The sequence below is a fragment of the Mycobacterium sp. shizuoka-1 genome, assembly GCF_002723835.1.
Taxonomy (GTDB): Bacteria; Actinomycetota; Actinomycetes; order Mycobacteriales; family Mycobacteriaceae; genus Mycobacterium.
The window spans coordinates 5,486-29,858 of sequence record NZ_BEWG01000067.1 but is presented as its reverse complement, the minus strand read 5'-3'; the positions used below and the strand labels follow the sequence as shown (position 1 = coordinate 29,858).

Sequence of the window (24,373 nt, the reverse complement as noted above, 5' to 3'; positions counted from 1 at the left end):
GCTGTCGTCAAGGATGACAGCAAAGTCATGGCCGGACTTGCCAGTGCGCGAACGGCAGCTGAACAGGTGCCAACAGCCGACGACCCGTCAGGTCTTCGGCGGGGCGCCCGCGTCCACCGATGGGTGATCCGTCGCCTGCTTCGGTTCGGGCCATGGTTGCGGTAGCGGACGCTGCCGGACCCGCTGTGGCCACCAGAACCACCGGCCGAGCAGGGCGGCGATCGACGGCGTCATGAACGAGCGGATCACCAGCGTGTCGAACAACAGGCCCAGTGCGATGGTGGTTCCCACCTGGCCGCCGACCCGCAGCGGGCTCACTGACATCGATGCCATGGTGAAGGCGAACACCAAGCCGGCCGACGTGACCACCGAACCGCTTCCTGCCATCGCCCGGATGATGCCGGTGTTGAGCCCGGCGTGGATCTCTTCCTTGAACCGGGCCACCAAGAGCAGGTTGTAGTCCGAACCCACCGCCAGCAGGATGATCACCGCCATCGCGATCACCAGCCAGTGCAGCGGCTGGCCGAGGATGTGCTGCCACAGCAGCACCGAGAGACCGAACGACGTACCAAGGGACAGCAGTACCGTGCCTACGATCACCGCCGCCGCCACCACGCTTCGGGTGATCACCAGCATGATGACGAAAATCAATGCCAGCGCGGCGATCCCGGCGATCAACAGGTCGTAGTTCGCACCGTGCTGCATGTCCTTGTAGACCGATGCGGTACCACCCAGGTAGACCCGAGAGCCTTCCATCGGGGTGCCCTTGATGGCCTCGAACGCGGCGTTCTTGATCTTGTCGATGTGCGAGATGCCTTCCGGCGTCGCGGGATCTCCTTCGTGGGAGATGATGAACCGCACCGCTTTTCCGTCTGGCGAGACGAACATCTTCAGGCCGCGCTTGAACTCGGGGTTGTCGAAGACCTCGGGCGGCAGGTAGAACGAGTCGTCGTTCTTCGACGCGTCGTAGGCCGCGCCCAGTGCGGTCGCGTTCTCCTGCATGGCCTGCATCTGATCTTGCAGGCCACCCATCGTGGACTGCATGGTCAGCATCGTGGTCTTCATCGCCTTCATGGTGGCGATCATCGGCGGCATGATCTCGACCATCTTCGGCATCAGCACGTCGAGCTTGTCCATGTCGACCACCATGGACGCGAGATCGTCACTGAGCGTGTCGATCCCGTCGAGTGAGTCGAAGATCGACCGCATGGACCAGCACAGCGGGATGTCGAAGCAGTGCGGTTCCCAGTAGAAGTAGTTGCGGATCGGCCGGAAGAAATCGTCGAAATCGGCCAGGTTGTCCCGGATCTCGTTGGTGTCGGCGACCATCTGCTTGGTCTTGGCCACCATGTTGTGGGTGATGCCCACCATGTCCTTGGTCAGGGCGAGCATGCGTTCCATCGTGTCGATGGTGACCTGCATCTCGTCGCCCATCTTCAGCATGTCCTTCATGCGGTCCTGCAGATAGGACATGTTCATCGTCTGGTTGGTGCCCTGCATGCTGATGATGAACGGGATCGAGGTGTGCTCGATCGGGGTGCCCAGCGGACGGGTGATGGTTTGCACGCGGCCGATGCCGGGGATGTGGAAGACCGACTTGGCAATTCGATCGATGACCAACATGTCGGCGGGGTTCCGGACATCGTGGTCGGTCTCGATGAGCAACAGCTCGGGATTCATCCGGGCTTGCGGGAAGTGCCGGTCGGCGGCCGCGTAGCCCTGATTGGCGGGGATGTCGGCGGGCAGGTAGTAGCGGTCGTTGTAGTTGGTTTTGTACGAGGGCAACGCCAACAGCCCGACCAGGGACAGGGCAATCGAGGCGACGAGAATCGGCCCCGGCCAGCGCACCACCGAAGTGCCGACCCGGCGCCACATCCGGGTGTTCATCTTCCGCTTGGGCTCGAACAAGCCGAACCGGGCGCCGATCGCGATGACGGCGGCACCCAACGTCAGCGCAGCGAAGACCACCACCAGCATGCCGATGGCCAGCGGGAAGCCCAGCGACTTGAAGTACGGCAACCGGGTGAAGTGCAGGCAGAAGGTCGCACCCGCGATCGTCAGGCCGGAGCCCAGGATCACGTGTGCGGTGCCGTGGTACATCGAGTAGAAGGCCGTCTCGCGGTCTTCACCGGCCAGCCTTGCCTCGTGGTAGCGGCCGATGAGGAAGATCGCGTAGTCGGTCGCCGCGGCGATGGCCAACGTGGCCAGCAGGTTCACCGCGAACGTCGACAGGCCGATGATCTCGTAGTTGCCCAGGAAGGCGATGACGCCCCGGGCTGCGGTGAGTTCGGTGAACACCATGAGCAGCACGAGGATCACGGTCGTGATGGACCGGTAGACCAAGAGCAGCATCACGAAGATGACCGCTATGGTGATGCCCTCGATGATCTTCACCGCGGAGTCGCCCGCGTTGTGCTGATCGTGGCTCAGCGCCGTCGGGCCGGTGACGTAGACCTTCATCCCGGGCGGCGGCGGATTGGCGTTGACGATCTTGGTGACCGCGTCGATCGACTCGTTGGCCAGGGCCTCGCCCTGGTTGCCGGCCAGATAGAGCTGGACGTAGGCGGCCTTGCCGTCGGCGCTCTGGGCACCCGCTGCGGTCAGCGGGTCGCCCCAGAAGTCCTGGACATGTTCGACGTGCTTGGTGTCCGCGCGCAGCTTCTGGATCAGATTGTCGTAATAGTGGTGCGCCTCCGCCCCCAGGGGCTGGTCGCTTTCCAGCAGCACCATCGCGCTGCTGTTGGAGTCGAACTCCTGAAAGTCCTTGCCGACCTTCTTCATGGCCTGCATCGACGGCGCGTCATCGGGTGCCAACGACACCGTGTGTTCTTGGCTCACCTGCTCCAGCGAGGGCACGGCGACGCTGAGGACGACGACGAGCCCGAGCCACAACAGCACGATCGGCACCGAGAACGCCCGGACGAACCGCGGGATGAGCGGGTTCTTCTTCGGTGGAGTCTGGAGATCGGTCATGCGGACTTCACCAGGCAGAAGGTCTGGGCGTTGACACCGGTGGAGGTCTTCTCGTCCTTGAGCACACCGTCGACCAGGATGCGGCAGCCGATGGTGTCGGTGTCACCCTGGGCGACCACGTTGGCGCTGGCCGCCGGGGCGGTCGTGGTCAGCGTTAGTGACCAGGGCAGCGCGATGTCGCGGACGATCTGCGGCTGCGCGTCGAGATCGAGGTAGTTGATGGTCGCCACCGCGCCGGCCGGGCCGAAGATCTGATAGGTGACTTCTTTGGGGTTGAACGGCTTGGTGTCATTGGCCAGGCCGCTGCCGGGCCGGGTGAGCTCGGTTTTGCCGAACACGCCGTGCAGCCGGAAGACGCCGAATCCGGCGAGTGCCACCACGATCACGATGACCAGCGGGATCCATGCCCGCCTCAATGCCTTGACCATAGGATTCCCCGACGAGACTACGAGGCCGACACGGACAGCGCGGTGACTCCTTCTGCGCCGTTCGTGAGCGCGGCCGTCCGTCCCATCTCAACCCCATTTTCTTCGCGTCGCGACAGCTTAGCTGATTTAACGTAAGAGATTAGCTCACTTAACTGATCGGACGATACCCTCCGGTAGCGCCGCCGATCGATCCCCCCTCGGCATTCGTGCCCGAGGTCACATCATGCCCCGGACTGAGATTCGGACAGCACACGGGCAATTGTGCGGGATGCCTCGTACCGCACTGGTTAGCTGCCCTACAATCTTGGCCATGAACGTTACGAGGCTTGCCATGGCCGCTGCCGCGGCCGTCGCCGCGCCGATCGTCCTGGCCGCGCCGTCGCACGCCGATCCCGACACGGATTTCGCCAACCAGCTCCACACGTACGGCATCTACGGGCCTCGTGATTACAACGCCTGGATCGGCAAGATCACCTGCAAGCGACTGGCCACCGGACTGGACCAGGACACCTACGCGTCGGCCAAGTTCATCCTGACCAACCTGCCGCTGGGCAGCACCCAGGGCCAGGCCCTGCAGTTCCTCGGCGCTGCGATCAGCACCTACTGCCCGGATCAGGTGGGCGTGCTCCAGCGGGCGGCTGTTCAGTAACTCCCGATGGCCGGCCCTGTCGAACGGGTGGTCGCCCAAGACATTCCCGGGCCGCCCGATGAGGTTCGGGACCATTACGTCGATCTGAACAACATCGCCGACGTGCACCCGCTGGTGGTGTCGGTGCAGACCCTCTCGCACACCGCGTCGACGGCCGGTTATGTGCAGGTGTACCGGGTGCGCGACAAGATCCCGCTCGGGCCGCTGACCCTGCCGATCACCTACACGGCTCGACTCGACGTTCCGACGACCGGCCCGGTGCTGACCCAGGCCCGCCAGTTTCCCAACGTGGTGCTGGACTCGGTGGTCACGTTCGACCCCATTCCCACGGGAACCCGGCTGACCGAACGGATCCGGTTCACCGCGCCGTGGCCGCTACTGGGTGTGACGGTCCGCCAGGCGGTGGCGGCGCACCGCGAGATGCTCGCTGGTATCTCGCGGCACTTCGAGGGCCGCGCCTAGCTGCACCTAGCCCGCCGTCTTGCCGTTGTCGACGTTGTAGACGGCGCCATGGATGGTGACCGCGTCGTCGCTGGCCAGGAATGCGATCACCTTCGCCACGTCGACGGGCGCCATCATCCCGCGCGGCGCGGCGATCCGCATGATCAGGTTCCAGTCGGCATCGTCGGGGGTCTTGAATTCGGTCACCTGGGGCGTGAGCATCCCGCCCGGGCAGATCACGTTCACCCGCAGCTGTTCCTTGGTGTACTCGATCGCCAGCGCTTTGGTCATCCCGACCAGGCCGTGCTTGGCCGCGCAGTAGGCCGCCGAATAGACCTCGCCCTCGATGCCGGCGATGGAGGCGACATTGACGATGTTGCCGCCGACCTCCAACAGGTGCGGCAGGGCCGCCCTGATCAAGTAGAACGGTCCGTTGAGGTTGACCGCGAGGTCGTAATCCCAGTCCTCGTCAGTGACCGAGGTGGTGTTGCGCATCTGGTGAAACCCCGCCGCGTTCACCAGCACATCGAGACGGCCGAACCGCTCGATGCACAACGCGACCGCGTCCCGGCAGGCCTGTGCGCTGGTGATGTCGACCGAGGCGTAGCCGCCGCCGGGCACCGATTCGAACACCGTCGCCATCCGCTCGGTGTCGCGCGCGATGCCGAACACCGTCGCACCCCGTTCGGCGAACAGCTGCGCCGTCGCCGCCCCGAGGCCCGACGATGCCCCCGTCACCAACGCGACTTTCCCGTCCAGCTGTGTCATGGCCCGACCCTTTCCGTGGGGGCGAGCAATCACCTAGGCGTGAACGTCGCGGAGCCCCACTGCATTGCGCAGTCCCGAGCAGTTGTAGCACCCAACACACCCCACGCAGTCGGCGCATCTCACACAGCCGACACACGCCGTACAACGGCGGCACGCGACACAGGCCAGGCACGCCACGCACTTGACCAACCGGGCGGACAACACCGACAGCACGCTGCCCGAGATCAAGGCGCTGCCCGCGGTGGCGACGGAACCGACGACGAGCGCGCTGCCCGCGGTGGCAATCGCTCCGACGACAGCGGCGCTGCCGGCGGTGGCAATCGACGCGTTGACCGCCGCGCTGCCGCTGGTGGCGATGGAGCCGGCGACCACCGCACTGCGCAGAGTGGACACCGATCCAGCGACCACCGCGCTGTCGACGGTGGCGACCGAACCCGCCACGGTCGACGACTCGGGTGGATTCATGACGGCGAGAGTTTTCACATGCACGAGCATGTCAGTTCGTGCGCGGTCGCGCCGGTGGTACGGCGGCGAGCAAGGTGCGGGTGTAGTCCTGCGCCGGCGCGGTGAGGAGTTCGGCGGCCGGCCGGTATTCGACCGCGACACCGTCGCGCAGCACCAGCACCTCGTGACTCATCCGCTCGACCACCGCCAGATCGTGCGCGATGAACAGATAGGTCAGGCCCAGCTCGCGCTGCAGATCGGTCAGCAGGTCCAGCACCCGAGCCTGCACCGAGACGTCCAGGGAGGCCGTCGCCTCGTCGAGGATCACCAGCTCCGGCTCGAGCGCCAGCGCACGCGCGATGCTCACCCGCTGACGCTGCCCGCCGGACAGTTCGTGCGGGTAGCGTGCGGCGAACTCGGCAGGCAGGCCGACCAGCTCCAGCAGCTCGGCCACCCGCTCGGCGCGGGCCTGGCGGCCATGCCGAATCCGGTGTACCACAAGGGGTTCAGCGATCGTCGAACCGATCCGGGTGCGCGGGTCGAGTGCCGAGAACGGGTCCTGCAAGACCAGGCTGATCCGGCGGCGCAGCGCCTTCTCCTCGGCGCCGCGCACCCCGAGAACGCTCGCCCCGGCCAGCGTGGCCGTCCCCGAGCTCGGGGTCACCAGCCCGGTCAGCACACCGGCCACCGTCGACTTGCCCGAGCCGGACTCACCGACCAGGCCCAACGTGGTGCCGCGGCGGATCCGGAACGTCAGATCCTTGACCGCCGGGATCCCGTCGAACTCCACCGCAAGCCCGTCGACCTCGACCAGCACCGGAGCGTCGGCCGGCGGCTCGTCCGGTCCGCCCGACCCGAGCAGCGGCCGGGCGTCGAGCAGTTCCCGGGTGTAGGGATCGCGCGGGCGGTCGACGATGTCCAGGATCGGCGCCTGTTCCACCGCGACGCCGTCGCGTAGGACCGCGACCGTGTCGGCCACCTGCCCGACCAGGCCGAGGTCGTGGCTGATCCACACCACCGCGGTTCCGAAGTCGCGTTGCAGCTCGGTGACGAGCGCGACGATCTGGGCCTGCGTGGTGACATCCAGTGCGGTCGTCGGTTCGTCGGCGACGAGCAATTCGGGGTTGCAGGACAAGGCGATCGCCACCATCACCCGCTGGCGCTGACCACCGGACAATTGGTGCGGGTAGCTGTCCAGGCGCCGTCCCGGATCGGGTAGCCCGACCGCCGCCAACAGCTCGCCGGCCCGTTCCCTGGCCTGCCTGCGGGTGAGGTTGCGATGCGCCTGCAGTGCTTCGCTGATCTGGCGATCGAGGGTCAGCAGCGGATTGAGTGAGGTGCCGGGATCCTGGAACACGAACCCGATCCGACCGCCGTGCACACTGCGCAGTACCCGGGACGTGGCACCGATCAGCTGGGTGGCTCCCGAATCTGCCTGGCCGGCAAGCGCACTGGAGCCGGTCACCACCGCGCCCGGGGTGTCGAGCAGACCGGTGGCCGCCAGCGCGGTCATCGTCTTGCCGGATCCCGATTCACCGACGATGCCCAGGGTCTGCTCGGGCTCGACGTCGAACGAGACGCCGCGCACGATCTCGTCGCGACCGATCCGCACCCGCAGATCGCGCACGCGCAGTACCGGTGTCATCGGGTGCGCCCCGCTTCGGCGGTGGTGCGCTGCTTGGGATCCAGCACGTCGCGCAGTCCATCGCCCAGCAGGTTGAACGCCAGCACGATCACGAAGATCGCCGCGCCGGGCACCACGGCCATCCACCAGGCCACCGTGACGAAGCCCTGCGAGTCGAAGATCATCCGGCCCAGGGACGGTTGCGGCGGCTGCAGGCCCAACCCCAGGAACGACAGCGCCGCCTCCGACAGGATCGCGAAGGCCAGCGACAGCGATGTCTGCACGATCAGCGGGCCGGCGATGTTGGGCACCACATGGCGGACCAGGATGTAGCGGTGCGGGCTGCCCATCGAGCGGGACACCGCGACATAGGGTTCGACCCGCACACCCAGGGTGCTGGCGCGGGCCACCCGGGCGAAGATCGGCGTGTAGACCACCCCGATGGCCAGCATGGTCGTGGTCAGCCCCGGCCCGAGGACGGCCACGATGGCCAGCGCCAGCAACAGGACCGGGAAGGCGAACATCACGTCGACGCAGCGCATCACCACGGTGTCCAGCCAGCCGCCCCGATACCCGGCGATCACCCCGACGCTTACCCCGACGATCAGTGCGAAGGCGACGCTGACCACCGCCACCTGCAGCGAGGCGCGGGTGGCCACCAGCACCCGGGAGGCGATGTCGCGGCCCAACTCGTCGGTGCCGAACCAATGCGCGCCGCTGGGCGGCCGCAGCGCGCTCGGCACGTCCACGTCGTTGACACCCGACGGCGCCAGCCAGTGCGCACCGAGGGCGGCGGCGATGACGGCCAGTAACAGGACGGCACTGATGGCGCTGACCGGATTACCGAGCAGCAGACGCCAATTCGAGACCCTCATGACAGCCGGATCCGCGGATCGACCACCGCATACAGGACGTCCACCACCAGGTTGATCAGCAGGAACAGGGCGGCGATCAGCAGAACTGCACCCTGGATCACCGGGTAGTCGCGGGCCGCGACGGCGTTGTAGGTGAGCCGGCCCACGCCCGGCCACGCGAACACCACCTCGACGACGATCACCCCGCCGAGGATCGTCGCCAACTGGATGCCGGTGATGGTCAGCACCGGGACGAGAGCGTTGCGGACGATGTGTCGCGACGTGACGACCGCGGGAGCAAGGCCTTTGGACCGCGCGGTGCGGACGTGCCCGGCGGTGGCCACCTCGAGCACCGCCGAGCGGACGTAGCGCGTCATGATCGCGCCCGCCACCAGGCCGACGGTCAGCCCGGGCAACACGATGTGGCGAAGCCAGCCCCCGGGATCGCTGAGCAGCGGACGGTAGCCCGACGTCGGTAACCACCCCAGGGTCGAGGAGAACACCCCGATCAGCAGGATGCCCATCCAGAAATCCGGGATCGAGACGCCGAATTGACTTGTCACGCGAACGATCCCGTCGCCCAACCGGCCGCGCCGCAATGCCGAGAAGATCCCGGCGGGCAGGGCGATGGCCAAGGCGATCAGGATGCCCACCACTGCCAGCGACACCGTCGCGGGCAGCCGTTCCAGCAGCGTGGTGGTGACCGGGTCACCGTTACGGAAGCTCACCCCCAGATCCCCGGTCACTGCCGAGCCGGCATAGGAGAAGAACTGCTCGATCAACGGCCGGTCCAGCCCGCTGGCCGCGCGCAGCGCCTGGTAGGCCTCGGGCGTGTAGCGGGTACCCAGCGCGATGCGGACCGGGTCACCGGGCACGAGATGGACGAGCGCGAAGACCACGACCAGCACGCCGAGCAGCACCACCGCCGAGTACAGCAGGCGCCGTAGCAGGAACCGGATCATCGCGCGCCGCCAGTCCTCAGTTGCGCGGTGCGGAACCGCACCGCGCCGTCCCGGCGGGCCTCGTACCCGCTCATATTCGTCGTCCAGCCCTGGATCACCGAGGGGTTGTACAGGTAGATGTAGCTGACCTTGTCCGCGATGATGGTCGCCGCCTCGGCGTAATTCTGTTGCCGCACATCGTGGTTGGTCTCGGTGCGAGCGGCGTCGAGCAGGCGGTCGACCTCGGGGTCGGAGAACTTCTGGGCGTTGCTCGACCCGCCGGTGTGGTGCTGGGCGTAGTAGAAGTCGTCGGGGTCGATGTTGCCCAGCCAGCCCATCATCAGCATGTCGAAATGTCCGCTGTTCTGTTCGTCGAGCCAGGTAGCGAAGTCCACCGTGCGGATGCCGACCGTGATGCCGACCGCGGCAAGGTTGTCGGCGATGATCTGCGCCGCGGTGACGGTCTCGGGGTATTCGGTGGTGACCAGCAGGTCCAGATTCGCTCGGTCCACCCCGGCCTGGCGCATCAGGTCTCGTGCCCGGCCGACGTCGTGGCGGTATCGGTCGTAGGGTGTGTACCAGGGGTTGCCCTGGGGTATCGCAAGCTCATTCGCCGTGGCCGTGCCGTAACTGGTGGCCTGAACGATCGCGTCCCGGTCGATGCCGTAGGCCACGGCCTGGCGGACCCGCACATCGTTCCAGGGCGGGCGTGCCTGGTTGAGGGCCAGGTACCAGTAGTCGTTGCTCGGCGTGACGGCCAGGTGCAGGGAGTCGTCGTCGGCCAGCTGCCGGACGCGCTGCGGGGGAATGGCATCCGTCCAGTCGATCTCGCCGGCCTGCAGCGCCGACAAGGCGGTCGAAGGCTCGGAGATGAACCGGAACGTGATCCCGGGAACCTTCGGCGGACCTCTCCAGTACTTCGGATTGGCCCGCAGGGTGATCGAGTCACCGGATGTGGCGCCGGCGAAGGAGAACGGTCCGGTTCCCACCGGATGGGTGGCGATCTGCCCGCTTTCGACGTTGCGGCGCAAAACGATCGCCATGCCTTTGAACCCGCCGAGATTGGTCAGCAGGTTCGGGGTGGGTCGGGTCAGCGCGACGACGACGGTGCCTGGATCTGGTGCGCTGACGTCGCGGACCGCGCTGAGCTTGTCGGCGTTGGCCAGCTTCTGGTCGATGATCCGGCGGTAGGAGTAGACGACATCGGAGGCGCGCAGCGGTGAGCCGTCGTGCCAGGTGATCCCGGGGTGCAGCTGAAAGGTCCAGGTGAGCTGGTCGGGGGAGACCTGCCAGGACTGCGCCAGCGCCGGTTGCATCACGAGGTTCTCGTCCGGCTCGACCAGGGTGTCGAAGACGTTCTCCAGCACTTCGAAGGAAAAATAGGCGGTGCTCTTCTGCGGGTCGAGCTGGTCGGGTTCGCCGGCGATCGCGGCGGTGAGGTTGCCGGCCGACGGGCCGCCGAGGTCCACTCGCTGGCCGGTCGAACAGGCGACCAGGGCAGCGGCCACCACGAGGACAGCGGTCAGCACCGCTGGTCGTTTCATCGGCGAACGTGTTGCCCGAACCGCTGATGTCCTAAACCCCGAGCTGCGATAATTGCCCACGTCAGGCAACCCGACAGCCGCAGCGTGATTGCAAGGGCGCCCGGCGGGGTATGGCCTCCACGTGCTCGGTCCGGGCGAACCAAGCCCTCGGCGGGGAGAGGAGCCAGCGATGCGTAGCGTCCCGGGCGCCACCGACCACGTCGTGGTGGTCGGCGCGGGCCTCTCGGGCCTGGCGGCAGCACTGCATCTTGCCGGCCGGGGGCGCTGCGTCACCGTCGTCGAGCGCCATCGGTACCCGGGCGGGCGGATGGGTCAGGCCGACCTCGCCGGCTACCGCATCGACACCGGTCCCACCGTGCTGACCATGCCGGAGATCATCGCCGAGGCGTTCGCCGCCGTCGGCGCCTCGATGGCCGACCACCTCGAGCTGTCGCCCGTCGAGCCCGCCTACCGGGCAACCTTCGCCGACGGCAGCGCGCTGGACGTGCACACCGACGCCGCGGCGATGGCCGCAGCGATCGAGGATTTCGCCGGCCCGGCTCAGGCCGCCGGCTACCTGCGGCTGCGCGACTGGCTGACCACGCTCTACCGGCTGGAGTTCGACGGGTTCATCGCCGCGAACTTCTCCTCGCCGCTGTCGCTGCTGACCCCGCAGCTGGCCCGGCTGGCCGCGATCGGCGGTTTCCGGGGCTGGCAGCGGATGGTCAGCCGATTCATCACCGACGAACGCGTGCAGCGGATCTTCACGTTCCAGGCGCTGTACGCCGGGGTGGCGCCGCGGCACGCGTTGGCCGCCTACGCGGTGATCGCCTACATGGACACCGTTGCCGGCGTGTACTTTCCGCGCGGCGGGATGCGGGCGGTGCCCGAGGCGATGGCGGCGGTCGCGGCCGGGGCCGGGGTGCAATTCCGGTACGGGGCGACGGTGACCGCGTTGGAGCGCACGGGCTCACGGGTGCGCGCGGTGCACACCGCGGACGACCGGATCGCCTGCGACGCAGTTATTCTCACCACAGAACTGCCGCTGGCTTACGAGTTGCTCGGACGCACACCGCGGCGTCTTGTGCCGCTGCGGCCGGCTCCGTCGGCGGTCGTCGTGCACGCCGGGGTACCCGCGGTGGGCGACCGCCTCCGGCATCACAACATCAGCTTCGGCCAGCAGTGGACCCGCACCTTCGACGAGATCATCGGCGACGGGGCGCTGATGAGTGATCCGTCGCTGCTGGTCACCCGGCCCACGGCCGGCGACCCGAGCCTCGCCCCGCCCGGGCGTGACCTGCTCTACCTCCTGGCTCCGGCACCCAACCTGCGGGCGGGCCGCCTCGACTGGGACACGATCGGGCAGTCCTACGCCCACGAGGTGGTGGCCACCGCCGCCGACCGGTTGCTGCCCGGGCTCGACGCGGAGGTCCTCGACGTCGTCACGCCCGCCGACTGGGCGCGCCAGGGCATGGCGGCGGGCACCCCGTTCGCGCTGTCCCACACGTTCGCCCAGACCGGCCCCTTCCGCCCCGCCAACATGGTGCGCGGCATCGACAACGCCGTGCTGGCCGGCGGGTCGACCGTGCCGGGCGTGGGCATGCCCACCGCGCTGCTGTCCGGCCGGCTGGCCGCCGACCGGGTCACCGGTGCCGGCCGGGACCGTTTCGCCACACGCACCATCGTCAGCTCGGGAAGCAGGTAGCGATGATCCACACCGAGTTACACGCGGCCGGGATCGACGACTCCCGGTTGTGCGAGTCCTACCGGTACTGCCGGCGGCTGAACGCCGAGCACGGCCGGACGTATTTTTTGGCCACCCGCTTGCTGGCCCCGTCGCAGCGCCCGGCGGTACACGCGCTGTACGGCTTCGCCCGATACGCCGACGACATCCTCGACGACATGGCCGCCGGTGCCACCGTCGCCGAACGGGAGCAGCGCCTGGATCGGTTGTCGGCGAAGTTCTTCGGCGGCACCGCCGACCAGACGGAGCCGGTGCTGGCGGCGGTGCTGCACACCGCGCGGACCTATCGCATCCCCCTGGACCTGTTCGACGACTTCCTGACGTCGATGCGGATGGACCTGACGGTCACCGACTACCCGGACCGCCTAGCGCTGAACCGCTACATGTGGGGTTCGGCCGCCGTCATCGGCCTGCAGATGCTGCCGATCCTCGGCACGGTGGGACCCGCCGACGAGGCGGCGCCGTACGCCGAGGCACTCGGCCGGGCGTTCCAGCTGACGAATTTCCTGCGCGACGTCGACGAGGACCTCGACCGTAACCGGGTCTACCTGCCCGCCGACGAACTCGCCGCGTTCGGGGTCGACCGCGAGCTGCTGATGTGGTGTCACCGCCACCGGGAAACCGATCCCCGGGTCCGCCGTGCCCTGGCGGCCCAGCACGACATCACCCGCACGGTGTACCGGGAGGCCCGCAAAGGCATCGCGTTGCTGGCCCCGCAGTCGAGGCCCTGTGTGGCAACGGCATTCACGCTGTACTCGGAGATCCTGGATCGGATCGAGGCCATCGACTACGCGGTGTTCAGCCGGCGTGCCTCGGTCCGGCTCGGCCGGCGGCTGCAGGTTTTCGGCACCGGTCTGCTGCGCGCCCGCCGGGCCCGCAGGTATGGTGCGGCCTGATGGATGGATGGCAGAACTCGATCGTGCCGGGTGGCCTGCGATGGTGACCGACGTTCCCGGCGCCTTCGACGTCGGTGCGCACGCGTACGACAAGCTGGTCGGAGCCAATCCCGGCTATCACGACCACCTGCGAATATCGGCGCGGCGGATGCGAATTCCGCGCGGCGGTGAAGGCCTGCGCCTGCTGGACGCCGGCTGCGGGACGGGCGCGTCGACCGCCGCGCTGCTGGAGGCCGCGCCGCATGCGCAGATCGTCGCCGTCGACGCGTCGGCGGGCATGCTGGCCGAGGCCGCGGCGAAGCCCTGGCCGGATACGGTCCGGTTTGTGCACAGCCCGATCGAGGCCATCGCCGACGCCGGGGTGCACGGGCCGTTCGACGGCATCCTGGCCGCTTACCTGCTGCGCAATCTCGCCGACCCCGACGCCCAGCTGCGCGAGTTCCGCCGGCTGCTGCGTCCAGGCGGGACGCTGGCCGTGCATGAGTACTCGGTGCGTGATTCCCGGGCCGCCACCGCGATCTGGAATGCGGTCTGCTGGGGCATCATCATCCCGGCCGGCTGGCGCCAGACCCGCGACACCGCGCTCTACCGCCACCTGTGGCGCAGTGTGAACCGGTTCGACGGGACCGCGGCCTTCCAACGGCGGCTGGTGGCAGCGGGATTCACCGGTGTGCACAGCGAGACGATGCCCGGTTGGCAGCGCGACATCGTGCACACGTTCCTGGCGGACGCACCGCAATGAGCGATCTGCGTCGTGTCACCCACCCCGGGCCCGGCGGGGCTCCGCACGCCGGTGCGCTGCCGAGCCGCCCGCACGTAGTGGTCGTGGGCGCCGGCATCGCCGGGCTGGCGGCGGCCACCGGGCTCGCCGAACGCGGTGTTTCCGTGGAAGTCCTGGAGCGCCAGCAGTACCTCGGCGGCCGGGTCGGCGGGTGGACCGAGCGGCTGGCCGACGGCACCGAGGTGGCCAACAACCGTGGCTTCCACGCGTTCTTCCGGCAGTACTACAACCTGCGGACGTTGCTGCGCCGCACCGACCCCGACCTCCGGCGACTGCGGGCGGTCGAGGACTACCCGTTGGTCGACGGTCAGGGCCGCCGGGACACCTTCCGGGGTCTGCCCAAATCCCCACCGTGGAACGCGCTGGCCTTCGCGCTGCGTAGCCCCACCTTCCGGATGCGGGACCTGATGCGGCTCAACGCCGGTGCGGCGGCCCCGTTGGCGGCGGTTTCGGTGCCCCAGATCTACGACCAGCTCGACGACCGCGACGCCGGACAGTTCCTGACCGACATCAACTTCCCGGTCGCCGCTCGCCACCTCGCCTTCGAGGTGTTCGCCCGCAGCTTCTTCGCCCGACCCGAGCGGCTCTCGGCGGCCGAGTTGGCCACGATGTTCCACATCTACTTCCTCGGATCCAGCGAGGGCCTGGTCTTCGACGTGGCCGAGTCGAACTTCAACACCGCGTTGTGGGAACCGTTGGAGCAGTATCTGATCGGTCACGGAGTGCGGATACGCACGTCGGTGGGTGCCGAATCGGTCGGCGTCGGCGGATCCAGGGCGCTACAGGTGCGCGACTCGACCGGGGCGACGATCGACGCCGACGGCGTGGTACTGGCCACCGATGTCACCGCGTTGCAGCGGATCGTGGCCGATTCGCCCGCCCTGGGCGATGACGGCTGGCGCGGCCGGGTCCTGGCGCTGCAGACGGCTCCCCGGTTCGCGGTGCAGCGGCTGTGGTTGGACCGTCCGGTCGATCCGGGCCGGCCCGCGTTCCTGGGCACCGGAGGGCTGGAGCCGGTCGACAACATCAGCGTGGTCAGCAACTACGAGGATCAGGCCGCGGAATGGGCACGCGCACATCGTGGTTCGGTGCTCGAGGTGCATTCCTATTCGGTGGTGGACGGCTCGGAGCGCGATGAGCTGCGCGAGCGCATGCTGGCCCGCCTGCACCAGCTGTACCCGGAGACGGCCGCGGCAGGCATCGTGGCCGAGACGATGCTGATCCGGGCGGACTGTCCGTTGTTCAACCCCGGCTCGTTCGCCGAGCGCCCGACGGTGGACACCCCGGTCGCGGGTCTGATGCTGGCCGGCGACGGTATTCGCATCGACCTGCCGGTGGCCTTGATGGAGCGGGCCGCGACCACCGGATGGACGGCTGCCAACCGGCTGCTGGCAGGCTGGGGGATCGCCGGACACACCCTGCACACCGTTCCGGTGCAGGGCCGCTCACCGGTGCTGCGCTGGCTCGCAGAGCGGGAGACGCGCGCGTCATGAGGTTCCGGGAGCGAATGAAATCGGTTCCACTGCAAGTCATTCCGAAGGTCGACTGGGCGCGTCAACGCCCGACTTATCACGATGCCCAGCCCGCGCTCATCGACTCGGCCCTGCGGCGCGCCCAGGGGCGGCCCAGCGGCAACTGGTATGTCTTCGCCGCCAGTACCGATGTTCGCGTCGACCGGCCGTTCGGGACCCGGGTGGCCGGTGTCGAGATCGTGGCGTGGCGAGATGAGCAGCGCGGGTTGCACGTCGGCCCGGCGGCCTGTCCGCACCTGGGCGCCGATCTGGCGACCGGGAAGGTGGCGTGCGGCGCGTTGATCTGCCCCTGGCACGGTCTGCGCCTGGCCGGCGAACGGGAGTTCGGCTGGAAGCCCTTGCCCGCCTTCGACGACGGCGTGCTGGTGTGGGTCCGGCTCGACCGCGCCGGCGGCGAGCCGGCGCTCGACGCCCCGGTGATCCCGGCGCGGCCCACCGGCGCGCGGCTGGCCGCGGTGACCCGGTTGATCGGGGTGTGCGAACCCTCCGACGTCATCGCCAACCGGCTCGACCCCTGGCATGGGGCCTGGTTCCACCCGTATTCGTTCACTCAACTCGAGGTGCTCAGTGCGCCGCCGGTCGACGCCGCCGACGACACCGACCGGTTCCTGGTGGCGGTCACGTTCCGGATGGGCCGGCTCGGGGTCCCGGTGATCGCCGAATTCACCGCCCCGGAACCCCGGACCATCGTCATGCGGATCGTCGACGGCGAGGGGACCGGCAGCGTCGTCGAGACGCATGCCACCCCGATCGGGCCTGGACTCGACGGCCGCCCGCAGACCGCGGTGATCGAAGCCGTCGTCGCGCAATCCGATCGCACCGGGTTCCGCTACTCGCTGCGCGCGGCGCCGGCGATCACCCCGCTGATGCGGCTGGCGGCGACCCGGCTCTGGCGCGACGACCTGGCTTATGCCGAGCGCCGCTACGCACTGCGCGCGGGCGGGCCCACGCACTGAGACATCCGCCCTGACCGGGCCGGTGTCGCGCCTAGGCTGCAGCAATGGCGAAGCGAATCGTGATCTGGGGAACCGGTTTTGTGGGCCGGATGGTGATTCCGGAAGTGCTGGCGCATCCGGAGTTCGAGCTGGTCGGGGTCGGCGTCAGCAACCCGGCGAAAGTCGGCGTCGACGTCGGGACGATCTGCGACATCGGCGAGATCGGCCTGGCCGCCACCGACGACGTCGATGCGCTGATCGCGCTGAAGCCGGACGCGCTGGTGCACTACGGACCGACCGCCGCGCACGCCGACGCCAACATCGACCTGATCTCCCGTTTCCTGCGAGCCGGTGTCGACGTGTGCTCGACGGCGATGACGCCGTGGGTGTGGCCGAAGATGCACCTGAACCCGCCGAACTGGATCGACCCGATCACCGCGGCCTGCGAGGCAGGCCAGGCGTCGTGCTTCACCACCGGAATCGATCCCGGCTTCGCCAACGACCTGTTCCCGATGACCCTGATGGGCCTGACCTCGCAGGTCCGTCTGGTCCGAGCCTCGGAGCTGCTGGACTACACCAACTACGAGGGCGACTACGAGTTCGAGATGGGCATCGGCCGCGAGCCCGAGTTCAAGCCTCTGCTGGAGAACTCCGACATTCTGGTGTTCGCCTGGGGCGCGACGGTGCCGATGATCGCCTACGCCGCCGGCATCGAGCTCGACGAGATCACCACCACCTGGGACAAGTGGGTGACCCCGACCGAGCGGAAGACCGTCAAGGGCGTGATCCCGGCCGGCCACGTCGCGGCGGTGCGATTCACCATCAACGGCGTGTATCAGGGGGAAACCCGGATTCAGCTGGAACACGTCAACCGGATCGGCCAGGACGCCGCACCGGACTGGCCCTCGGGCACCCAGGACGACGTGTACCGCGTCGACATCCAGGGCACTCCCAGCATCTTCCAGGAGACTGCTTTCCGGTTCACCGACGGTTCCGGACGCGACGCGGCGACCGCGGGCTGCCTGTCGACCGGGCTGCGCGCGCTCAACGCCGTCCCCGCCGTCAACGACCTGCCCCCGGGCTGGGTCACCCCGCTGGACCTGCCCTTGATCCCGGGCCGCGGCACCATTCGCTGAGTAACACGTCGTGCGTCCGGACCGACATCTTTGGTGAATCCGAAGATCGGCGCTGGGGGGACCCGTGCATGCCGCGGGACCCGGATTGGACGACATGACAGACCCAACGAAGCCGGCACTCGGCCTGTCCGTCGGTGCCACCACGCTGGCCGCGGTGACCGAGCAGCGCTCCGTCACCCGCGCGCCGGTGGTCACGCTGCCAGGCCTGGTGGTCAGCGATGTCGTGGACCGGGTCGGCGATCCGGTCGGCATCGTGGCCGCCGACGGCTCGGTGCACCACGCGGAGATGCTGCTCGCCGACGCGCTGCGGGCGCTCTCCTACGCCGCCACCGAAGGCCGGCCCCTGCCTCCGGCGGTGGCCATCACCTACCCGGCGCACTGGCGGCCGGCTGCCGTCGAGGCGCTGCGCCGGGCGATTCGGCGGATCCCGGAGTGGTCGGCCGAGGAGCCGGCGCTGATCCCGGACGTCGCCGCCGCGCTGACCGCCCTGACCACCAACCCGGGCCTGCCGACCCGCGGCGTGATCGCCGTGTGCGATTTCGGGGGCAGCGGCACGTCACTCACGCTCATCGACGGCGGCTCCGGCGCCCCGGTCGCGCCGACCCTGCGCCACCTCGACTTCTCCGGTGACCTGGTGGACCAGGGTTTGCTGGTCCATGTGATCGCCGAGCTGTCGGCCGGCGCGACGCTGGACGTCACGGGCACCTCGGCGATCGGGTCGCTGACCCAGTTGCGCGCCCAATGCCGGGCGGCCAAGGAGCGGCTGTCGACCGCCACGGTGACCGCGCTGCCCGCCGACCTGCCCGGATTCCGCGGGGATGTCCGGCTGACCCGCACCGAGCTCGACGCCGCGGTGACCCGGGCCTTGGCCGAGTTCGTCTGCGTGCTGCAGGACACCATGGCGAGAGCCGGTGTGCGGCCCGCCGACCTGGCCGCGGTGGCCTCGATCGGGGGCGCCGCGGCGATCCCGGCGATCACCACGACACTGTCCGAGCATCTGCGAGTGCCGGTGATCACCACCGGCCGCCCCGGCCTGATCGGCGCGATCGGCGCGGCGCTGCGGGCCGCGCGGGGGCCGGCCGACGACAGCGCGACCGCTCTGGCACCGGCTCCGGTGGTACCCGCCGCGCCGATCGAACCGGCGGTGCCTGCCGCCGCTGCCGCGCTGGCCTGGTCCGAGGCGCCCGATGTGCCGGAGCTGGCCTCGGCCGTCGAGCCGCCAGCGCAGCCCGTCGCCCGCCCGGTGCTGGACTTCGAGCCGGCACCCCCCGACCTGGCGGGCTCCGGGGAGGCTGCGTTGCCGTGGTACCGCCGGCCGATGCCAGTGGTGGCCGCCGCGTTGCTGGTGATCGTCGGGGCGGGCGCGGGAACGGCGGTGGCGCTCAGTGCCGACAACAGCCCGGTGGCCCCGGTGACGCCCACGCCGAGCATCAGCTCCACCCCGCAGGCCGCGCCTGCCCCCGCCGCGCCCAGCGCCGAGCCGAGCGCCGCACCGGTGCAGAACCAGGCGGTCCAGCAGGCCACCCAGGTCCCGCAGCCGCGGACAGTGGTGCAGGCACCCGCGCCGGTGACCCAGACCCAGATCGTGCAGGCGCCCCCGCCGCCGCCGGTCACCGCCGACGCACCGCCGCCGGTCACCGAGACGCAGACGACGACCGTCGTCAGCACGGAGGTGTCCACCCCACCGCCGGTCACCGAGACCGCGACCGTGACGCCGTCGCCGGCGCCGACGCAGCCCGTGCAGCCGCCGTTCTACATCCCGCCCATCCCGACGATCCCGCCGATCCCGGGTCTGGCGCACATCATCGTGCCGCCGCCGTCAGGCTGACCGGCGCTGCTTGGCCAGCACCACCTTGGCCAGCGGGATCGACATCGGCGCCGGCGTAGACGCCAGGTGCGCGGCGACCGCGGCCTGCAGCTGGTCGGCGAAGGGAGCGCGGCGGTCCGGATCGAGTTCGGCGGCCAGTGTCGGAAACACCGATGCTGCAAGGAAATCCGCCCAATTGGCGCCGAAGGCCTGCGCGTCCTTGTCGTGCTGGAACTGCGACCAGAACCGGTCTTCGCCGTCGAAGAGTTCCAGATGCTCGATCGACAGGCCCTCGAATCGCCCGGACGGAGCAAACGGCGCCCGAAAGTCCTTCTCGTCGCGGCCGACTGACGGGATCGACATCCGGTGCGCCTCGTCGGCGGTGATCAGACCATCGCCGACGAACCGGTCCAATGCCGTCACGATCGCGTCGAACGCGGCCTTGAATCCCGAGCCGCCGTCGGGTTCGAGGCCGACGGTCAGCACCACCAGGCGACCGCCCGGTGCCAGTTCGCGGCCACGGAACGCGACGAATTCGTGCCAGTCCACGGCGGCTTGCCGGGTGTAGGCCCGGCGGGCGTTCTGGTCGGTGCTGTAGGAGATCTGCACGTGATCGGGGATCGGCATCGGGACCCGGCTCAGCCAGTGCACCGCCCATGAACTCCAGCCCAGTGCGATGCTGTCCGAGGGCAGGATCTGGTGGTAGAACGAGCGGCCCACCGCCGAGGCATAGGTGGTGGAATCCTTCTTCAGGTAGCTGTCCGGATCGTCGGCCAGGGTGTTGAACAGGGCGCTGAAGTCGTTGCCGGCCACGTCGGTGTGCGCGACGAGGATGGCGTGATCGGAGCGGGTGCGCTTGCGGATGATCGCGATCGCCGCGCTGATCGGCAACAGCGAGTTGTATCCCGTCGCCGCCCCGTAATCGGCGATGGCGATCGGCTGCGGCGCCCGGGGGATCGGCACGGTGCGGGCTGCTTCTTCGAAAAGGCTTATCGCGGGCCGCAATCCGGCGGCCTGCAGTCGCGACGACGCGGTGTAGGTGGCGCTGTCCATCGGCTGTGGACGCACCACGATGCTGGACTCGCGCACGTCAGTTCCGGCGACGGCGGTGCAACAACAGTCCGACCACGACGCCGACTGCGAGCATCGCGGTCAACAGCAGCCACATCGGGGATTCGACGGTGATCCACAGCACGTGCACCCGCTGACGGTCGCGGTTCTGGGCGATGAACACGCCCGCCAGTACCACCAGGGTGATGGCCAGCCAGTAGCGCAGGGCGAACCGGCGTACCGCGCCGCCGGCGGGCTGGGAGACTTCGGCAGGGGACATGGCGACCTCCGTTCTGTCAGGAGGTTGACGCTAGTCGCTATCGGCTAGTTCGTCGGATAACTGACACCGGTGAGCTGCTCGGACAACTGCCACAGCTGCCGGCCCGCCTCGGGATCGGCGGCCCGGCCGGGGATGGTGGCTTCGGTGACCCCGCCGCCGGCCAATTCCTGGAAGCCGCGCGGGCCGTAGAACTGCGCTCCGCGAGCTTTCGGGTCGACCGCGGCATACAGCACCGGAATGATCCCGGCGTCGACCTCCTGCCACATGAAGGGCAGATAGCGCCAGCTGAACTGGTAGAAGCGGGCCAGCGCCGTGGGCTTCTCGCGGCCGTGCGACGGCCCGCTGATCTGCAGGTTGGTCTTGCACAGGCCGGGGTGGGCGGCGTTGGAGAGCAGGCCCCAGCCGTGCCGGCGGGACAGCCGGTCGAGTTCGAGCGCGAACATCAGGGTGGCGATCTTGGACTGGCCGTAGGACAGGTTGGCCGAGTAGTTGCGCTCGAAATTAGGGTCGTCGACGTTGATCCGGCCGAATCGGGCGGCCAGGCTGCTCAGCGACACCACGCGCGGATGGTCGGCGGCGCGTAACAGCGGCAACAGGTGGGCGGTCAGGGCGAAGTGCCCGAGGTGGTTGCTGCCGAACTGGAGCTCGAAGCCGTCGGAGGTGGTCTCGCGCTGCGGCGGCTGCATGACTCCCGCGTTGTTGACCAGGATGTCGATCGGGCGGCCCTCGGAGTTGAGCTCCTGGCCGAGGGCGGCGACGGTGGCCAGCGACGACAGGTCGAGGTCCTTGAGCGTCAGCTTCGCGTCGGGTACGTCGGCGCGGATCTCGGCGATCGCCGCTTCGCCCTTGGCGCGGTTGCGGATCGCCATGACCACGTCGGCGCCGGCCGCGGACAGTCGCTTGGTGACGCCGAGGCCCAGGCCGCTGTTGGCCCCGGTGACGACGGCGTGTTTTCCGGAGAGGTCTGGAACGGAGAGGACGAGATCAGTCATGTCGGCGACGTTAACAGAACAACGGTCTGATAACAAGAGAACACTGGTCTGCTAAATTGAACGCCGTGACCTCGTCCTTTCAGCGCGCCCGGCGTCCCGAACAGCTGGCCGCCCGGCGCTCGGCGATCCTGGCCGCCGCCCGCGGCGCGCTGGCCGACAGCGGCGTCGACGGGGTCACGCTGCGCGACATCAGCGAGCGGGTCGGCTTGGCGAAGTCGAACGTGTTGCGCTATTTCGACACCAGGGAGGCGATCTTCCTGGAGGTCCTCGACGAGGAATGCCGGGACTGGCTGGCCGAGCTGGAACACCGCCTCGGGCCGCCGGAGGGCCGAAAGCCCGCATTCGCGGGCGAGGTTCGGCTTGCCGGCATCCTCACCGAGACCTTGGTGGAACGCCGGCTGATGTGCGAGCTGCTCGGCGCGATGGCCGCGGTGCTGGAGCGCAACATCTCCGGGGAGTTCGCCCGCGACTTCAAGGTCCGGGCGATGGGCAGTATCGCGGCGCTGTCCGAACTGGTCGGCCGCCAGCTGCCCTGGCTGCCCGAGCGATTCGTGGCGTTCTTCGGCGAGGGCGCGCTGAGCCTGGTGGCGGGCATGTACCCGTTCTCGGTGCCCACCGAGCCGGTTCGGCAGGTGATGGGCGAGCTCGGCTTTCCCGATCCGCATGACCGTTTTGTCGACGGGCTGCGGACCGGGCTGACGACATGGCTGATTGGAGCCGCGGCGCAAACGCCGTCGTGACACACTGTCTGCCCATGGCAGGCACCAAGTCCGTCGCGCGCATCCTGACGATCTCGGGAATCGTCATGATGGTCATCGGAGGCGTCGGCTTCGTGATCGTGATGGTGCTGAACGCCTTCGTGCTCGACGAATTCGACGCCTACGGGGAGGTGCCGATCCCGGGATCGGGTCAGGTGCAGCTGCCCGCCGGGACCGCGCAGATCAGTTTCCACACCGCGGTGACCGGCTCGCCGTCCAGCGGCTTTCCTCTGCCGGCCCTGAAGCTGAGCATCGTCCCGCCGCCTGGCGTCGCCGATCCGGTGCTGACCGAAAACCATGGCGCTGCAACGACGGTCAACAGCGACATGCACGTCCGAATCTGGACCGCGGAGGTCCCCGCGGCGGGGACCTACCAGATCCGCACCGACGGTCAGGTCAACGGGTACATCAACCCGCGGCTGTCGTTCGGCCGGGAGAGCGACTACGACTATCTGCACTGGGTGTTTGCCGGGGTGTTCGGTCTGGGGCTGCTGGACCTGATCATGTCGCTGTTCTTCCGCAGGATCGGTGGCGGCACCCGGGCTTCGGTGCTGCTGGAGAGCCCGCCGGCACAGTCCTACCCGCCGAGCGACCCGTACACGCCGACCGATCAGGGTGTGCGCCTCGAGCAGTTGAAAACACTGGCTGCCCTTCGGGATTCCGGCGCCCTGACACAGGCCGAGTTCGACGCGGAGAAGCGCCGCATTCTCAACGGCTAGGCGGGTCTACACTGGCCCGTCGTGAAGGCCGTCAGCGCTACCAATGGCACGTTGTCCGTCGTCGATCTGCCGGCGCCGGTACCCGGTGACGGTCAGTTGGTGCTCGATGTCACCAGCTGCGGCATCTGCGGGTCGGACCTGCACGCCAAGGACCACGCCGACGAGTTGGCCGAGGTGTTCGACGAGGTCGGTTACAAAGACGGCATGCGGGCGGCCACCCCGACGGTGATGGGTCACGAGTTCTCGGGTGTGGTCGCCGAGCTGGGCCGCAAGGTCCCGAAGGAATTCAAGGTCGGCACCCGGGTGGTGTCGCTGCCGATGGTCCGGATGGCCGGCGGCCCGTAGATGACCGGGCTGTCGCCGTTGGCGCCGGGCGGCTACGCCGAGCAGGTGCTGGTGCAGGGGGCGCTGACGTTCGCCGTCCCCAACGGCCTGTCGATGGACATCGCCGCGCTCACCGAACCGATGGCGGTCGCGCTGCACGCCGTGCGGCGCAGCGATATCCGCAAACGCGACACCGCGATCGTGGTCGGCTGCGGGCCGGTGGGGCTGGGAGTCATCTGCCAGCTCAAGGCGCTGGGGGTGGGAACCATTGTGGCCAGCGATTTCTCGCCGGGGCGGCGCGCACTGGCGGCCCGCTGCGGCGCCGATGTCGTGGTCGACCCTGCGGTCGATTCGCCCTATGACAAGGCGGCGGGCAAGGGCACGGTCACCGAGTTCTCCGGACTCGCCGAACTCGGGATCGGCTCGATGGAGAAGCTGCGCAAGCTGCCCGGCTGGTCGCATATCTATCGCGCGGTCGACGCCCTCGGCGCCGCCGGGCCCAAGCGGCCGATCATCTTCGAGTGCGTGGGCGTGCCGGGAATGATCGACGCCATCGCCGCGGCGGCGCCGCTGAGTTCGCGGGTGATCGTCGTCGGCGTCTGCATGGGATCCGACCAGCTGCGCCCCGCCGTGGCGATCGGCAAAGAGATCGACCTGCGGTTCGTGTTCTGTTACACGCCATTGGAATTCCGCGACACGTTACACATGCTGGCCGACGGAAAGCTCGACGCCTCGGCGTTGATCACCGGCAAGGTCGGACTCGACGGTGTGGCC

At 68.7% G+C, this 24,373-nt stretch carries 22 protein-coding genes and 1 pseudogene; 12 read left to right on the top strand and 11 right to left on the bottom strand.

The annotated features are described in order from the left end of the window. Positions 1 to 87: 87 nt before the first annotated feature. Both MSZK_RS19475 and MSZK_RS19470 read right to left on the bottom strand, forming a co-directional pair. On the bottom strand, positions 88 to 2,973 hold the full coding sequence (locus MSZK_RS19475) for an RND family transporter (RefSeq protein ID WP_099250319.1): 2,886 nt from the start codon (positions 2,971 to 2,973) through the stop codon (positions 88 to 90). Further along, positions 2,970 to 3,401: an MmpS family protein gene (locus MSZK_RS19470; protein ID WP_099250318.1), complete on the bottom strand. Its 432-nt coding sequence runs from the start codon at positions 3,399 to 3,401 to the stop codon at positions 2,970 to 2,972. Before MSZK_RS19470 ends, MSZK_RS19475 begins: the two co-directional genes overlap by 4 nt. Positions 3,402 to 3,711: 310 nt before the next feature. Between MSZK_RS19470 and MSZK_RS19465 the strand changes: the two genes are divergently transcribed. Both MSZK_RS19465 and MSZK_RS19460 read left to right on the top strand, forming a co-directional pair. Beyond that, positions 3,712 to 4,050, top strand: coding sequence for a DUF732 domain-containing protein (locus MSZK_RS19465; RefSeq protein ID WP_199203402.1), 339 nt, complete (start codon positions 3,712 to 3,714; stop codon positions 4,048 to 4,050). Positions 4,051 to 4,056: 6 nt separating this feature from the next. After that, on the top strand, positions 4,057 to 4,512 hold the full coding sequence (locus tag MSZK_RS19460) for an SRPBCC family protein (protein WP_099250316.1): 456 nt from the start codon (positions 4,057 to 4,059) through the stop codon (positions 4,510 to 4,512). 6 nt (positions 4,513 to 4,518) lie between these two features. Here MSZK_RS19460 and MSZK_RS19455 read toward each other — a convergent pair whose 3' ends face one another. From MSZK_RS19455 to MSZK_RS19430, 6 genes are read right to left on the bottom strand one after another with little or no spacing between them, the layout of a single operon-like run. Continuing rightward, the gene (locus tag MSZK_RS19455; protein WP_099250315.1) at positions 4,519 to 5,259 is read right to left on the bottom strand and encodes an SDR family NAD(P)-dependent oxidoreductase; all 741 of its coding nucleotides are present in this window, start codon (positions 5,257 to 5,259) and stop codon (positions 4,519 to 4,521) included. 33 nt (positions 5,260 to 5,292) lie between these two features. Continuing rightward, on the bottom strand, positions 5,293 to 5,724 hold the full coding sequence (locus MSZK_RS19450) for a hypothetical protein (protein WP_099250416.1): 432 nt from the start codon (positions 5,722 to 5,724) through the stop codon (positions 5,293 to 5,295). 31 nt (positions 5,725 to 5,755) lie between these two features. After that, positions 5,756 to 7,348, bottom strand: coding sequence for an ABC transporter ATP-binding protein (locus tag MSZK_RS19445; protein WP_099250314.1), 1,593 nt, complete (start codon positions 7,346 to 7,348; stop codon positions 5,756 to 5,758). Next, positions 7,345 to 8,202, bottom strand: coding sequence for an ABC transporter permease (locus MSZK_RS19440; RefSeq protein WP_099250313.1), 858 nt, complete (start codon positions 8,200 to 8,202; stop codon positions 7,345 to 7,347). Before MSZK_RS19440 ends, MSZK_RS19445 begins: the two co-directional genes overlap by 4 nt. Beyond that, on the bottom strand, positions 8,199 to 9,143 hold the full coding sequence (locus MSZK_RS19435; RefSeq protein WP_099250312.1) for an ABC transporter permease: 945 nt from the start codon (positions 9,141 to 9,143) through the stop codon (positions 8,199 to 8,201). Before MSZK_RS19435 ends, MSZK_RS19440 begins: the two co-directional genes overlap by 4 nt. Then, positions 9,140 to 10,666: an ABC transporter substrate-binding protein gene (locus MSZK_RS19430; RefSeq protein ID WP_099250311.1), complete on the bottom strand. Its 1,527-nt coding sequence runs from the start codon at positions 10,664 to 10,666 to the stop codon at positions 9,140 to 9,142. Before MSZK_RS19430 ends, MSZK_RS19435 begins: the two co-directional genes overlap by 4 nt. A 169-nt stretch (positions 10,667 to 10,835) precedes the next feature. On the opposite strand from MSZK_RS19430, the gene crtI reads away from it, so the two are divergent. The 7 genes from crtI to MSZK_RS19395 all read left to right on the top strand — a co-directional run bounded on the left by crtI (position 10,836) and on the right by MSZK_RS19395 (position 19,497). Further along, on the top strand, positions 10,836 to 12,350 hold the full coding sequence (gene crtI, locus MSZK_RS19425) for a phytoene desaturase family protein (protein ID WP_099250310.1): 1,515 nt from the start codon (positions 10,836 to 10,838) through the stop codon (positions 12,348 to 12,350). Between the two features lie 2 nt (positions 12,351 to 12,352). Continuing rightward, positions 12,353 to 13,285, top strand: coding sequence for a phytoene/squalene synthase family protein (locus tag MSZK_RS19420; protein ID WP_099250309.1), 933 nt, complete (start codon positions 12,353 to 12,355; stop codon positions 13,283 to 13,285). Between the two features lie 7 nt (positions 13,286 to 13,292). After that, positions 13,293 to 14,027 carry a class I SAM-dependent methyltransferase gene (locus tag MSZK_RS19415; protein WP_371411365.1) on the top strand — a complete coding sequence of 245 codons (735 nt, stop codon included), beginning with the start codon at positions 13,293 to 13,295 and terminating at the stop codon, positions 14,025 to 14,027. Further along, positions 14,024 to 15,559, top strand: a complete 1,536-nt coding sequence (locus MSZK_RS19410) for an FAD-dependent oxidoreductase (RefSeq protein WP_099250307.1) — start codon at positions 14,024 to 14,026, stop codon at positions 15,557 to 15,559. The genes MSZK_RS19415 and MSZK_RS19410 overlap by 4 nt, the downstream gene beginning before the upstream one ends. Before the next feature lie 14 nt (positions 15,560 to 15,573). Continuing rightward, positions 15,574 to 16,554 carry a DUF5914 domain-containing protein gene (locus MSZK_RS19405; protein ID WP_371411364.1) on the top strand — a complete coding sequence of 327 codons (981 nt, stop codon included), beginning with the start codon at positions 15,574 to 15,576 and terminating at the stop codon, positions 16,552 to 16,554. Positions 16,555 to 16,598: 44 nt separating this feature from the next. After that, positions 16,599 to 17,669, top strand: a complete 1,071-nt coding sequence (locus MSZK_RS19400; protein ID WP_099250305.1) for a dihydrodipicolinate reductase — start codon at positions 16,599 to 16,601, stop codon at positions 17,667 to 17,669. A gap of 94 nt (positions 17,670 to 17,763) precedes the next feature. Then, positions 17,764 to 19,497: an Hsp70 family protein gene (locus MSZK_RS19395; RefSeq protein ID WP_099250415.1), complete on the top strand. Its 1,734-nt coding sequence runs from the start codon at positions 17,764 to 17,766 to the stop codon at positions 19,495 to 19,497. On the opposite strand, the gene MSZK_RS19390 is transcribed toward MSZK_RS19395, so the two are convergent. From MSZK_RS19390 to MSZK_RS19380, 3 genes are read right to left on the bottom strand one after another with little or no spacing between them, the layout of a single operon-like run. After that, on the bottom strand, positions 19,489 to 20,565 hold the full coding sequence (locus tag MSZK_RS19390) for an SAM-dependent methyltransferase (protein ID WP_099250304.1): 1,077 nt from the start codon (positions 20,563 to 20,565) through the stop codon (positions 19,489 to 19,491). The two genes, MSZK_RS19395 and MSZK_RS19390, sit on opposite strands and share 9 nt — an antisense overlap. Before the next feature lies 1 nt (position 20,566). After that, complete coding sequence (locus MSZK_RS19385; protein ID WP_099250303.1) at positions 20,567 to 20,806, bottom strand: DUF1049 domain-containing protein; 240 nt, start codon at positions 20,804 to 20,806, stop codon at positions 20,567 to 20,569. A 44-nt stretch (positions 20,807 to 20,850) separates the two neighbouring features. After that, complete coding sequence (locus MSZK_RS19380) at positions 20,851 to 21,798, bottom strand: SDR family oxidoreductase (protein ID WP_099250302.1); 948 nt, start codon at positions 21,796 to 21,798, stop codon at positions 20,851 to 20,853. 65 nt (positions 21,799 to 21,863) lie between these two features. Here MSZK_RS19380 and MSZK_RS19375 point away from each other — a divergent pair, with 65 nt between their 5' ends. From MSZK_RS19375 to MSZK_RS19365, 3 genes and pseudogenes are all read left to right on the top strand, one after another. Beyond that, positions 21,864 to 22,538 (top strand): TetR/AcrR family transcriptional regulator, encoded by a 675-nt coding sequence (locus tag MSZK_RS19375; RefSeq protein WP_099250301.1) that lies wholly within the window; start codon positions 21,864 to 21,866, stop codon positions 22,536 to 22,538. Between the two features lie 14 nt (positions 22,539 to 22,552). Then, positions 22,553 to 23,275 carry an SHOCT domain-containing protein gene (locus MSZK_RS19370; protein ID WP_099250300.1) on the top strand — a complete coding sequence of 241 codons (723 nt, stop codon included), beginning with the start codon at positions 22,553 to 22,555 and terminating at the stop codon, positions 23,273 to 23,275. Positions 23,276 to 23,296: 21 nt separating this feature from the next. Next, a pseudogene (locus MSZK_RS19365) lies at positions 23,297 to 24,373 on the top strand (zinc-binding dehydrogenase); the annotation flags it as partial.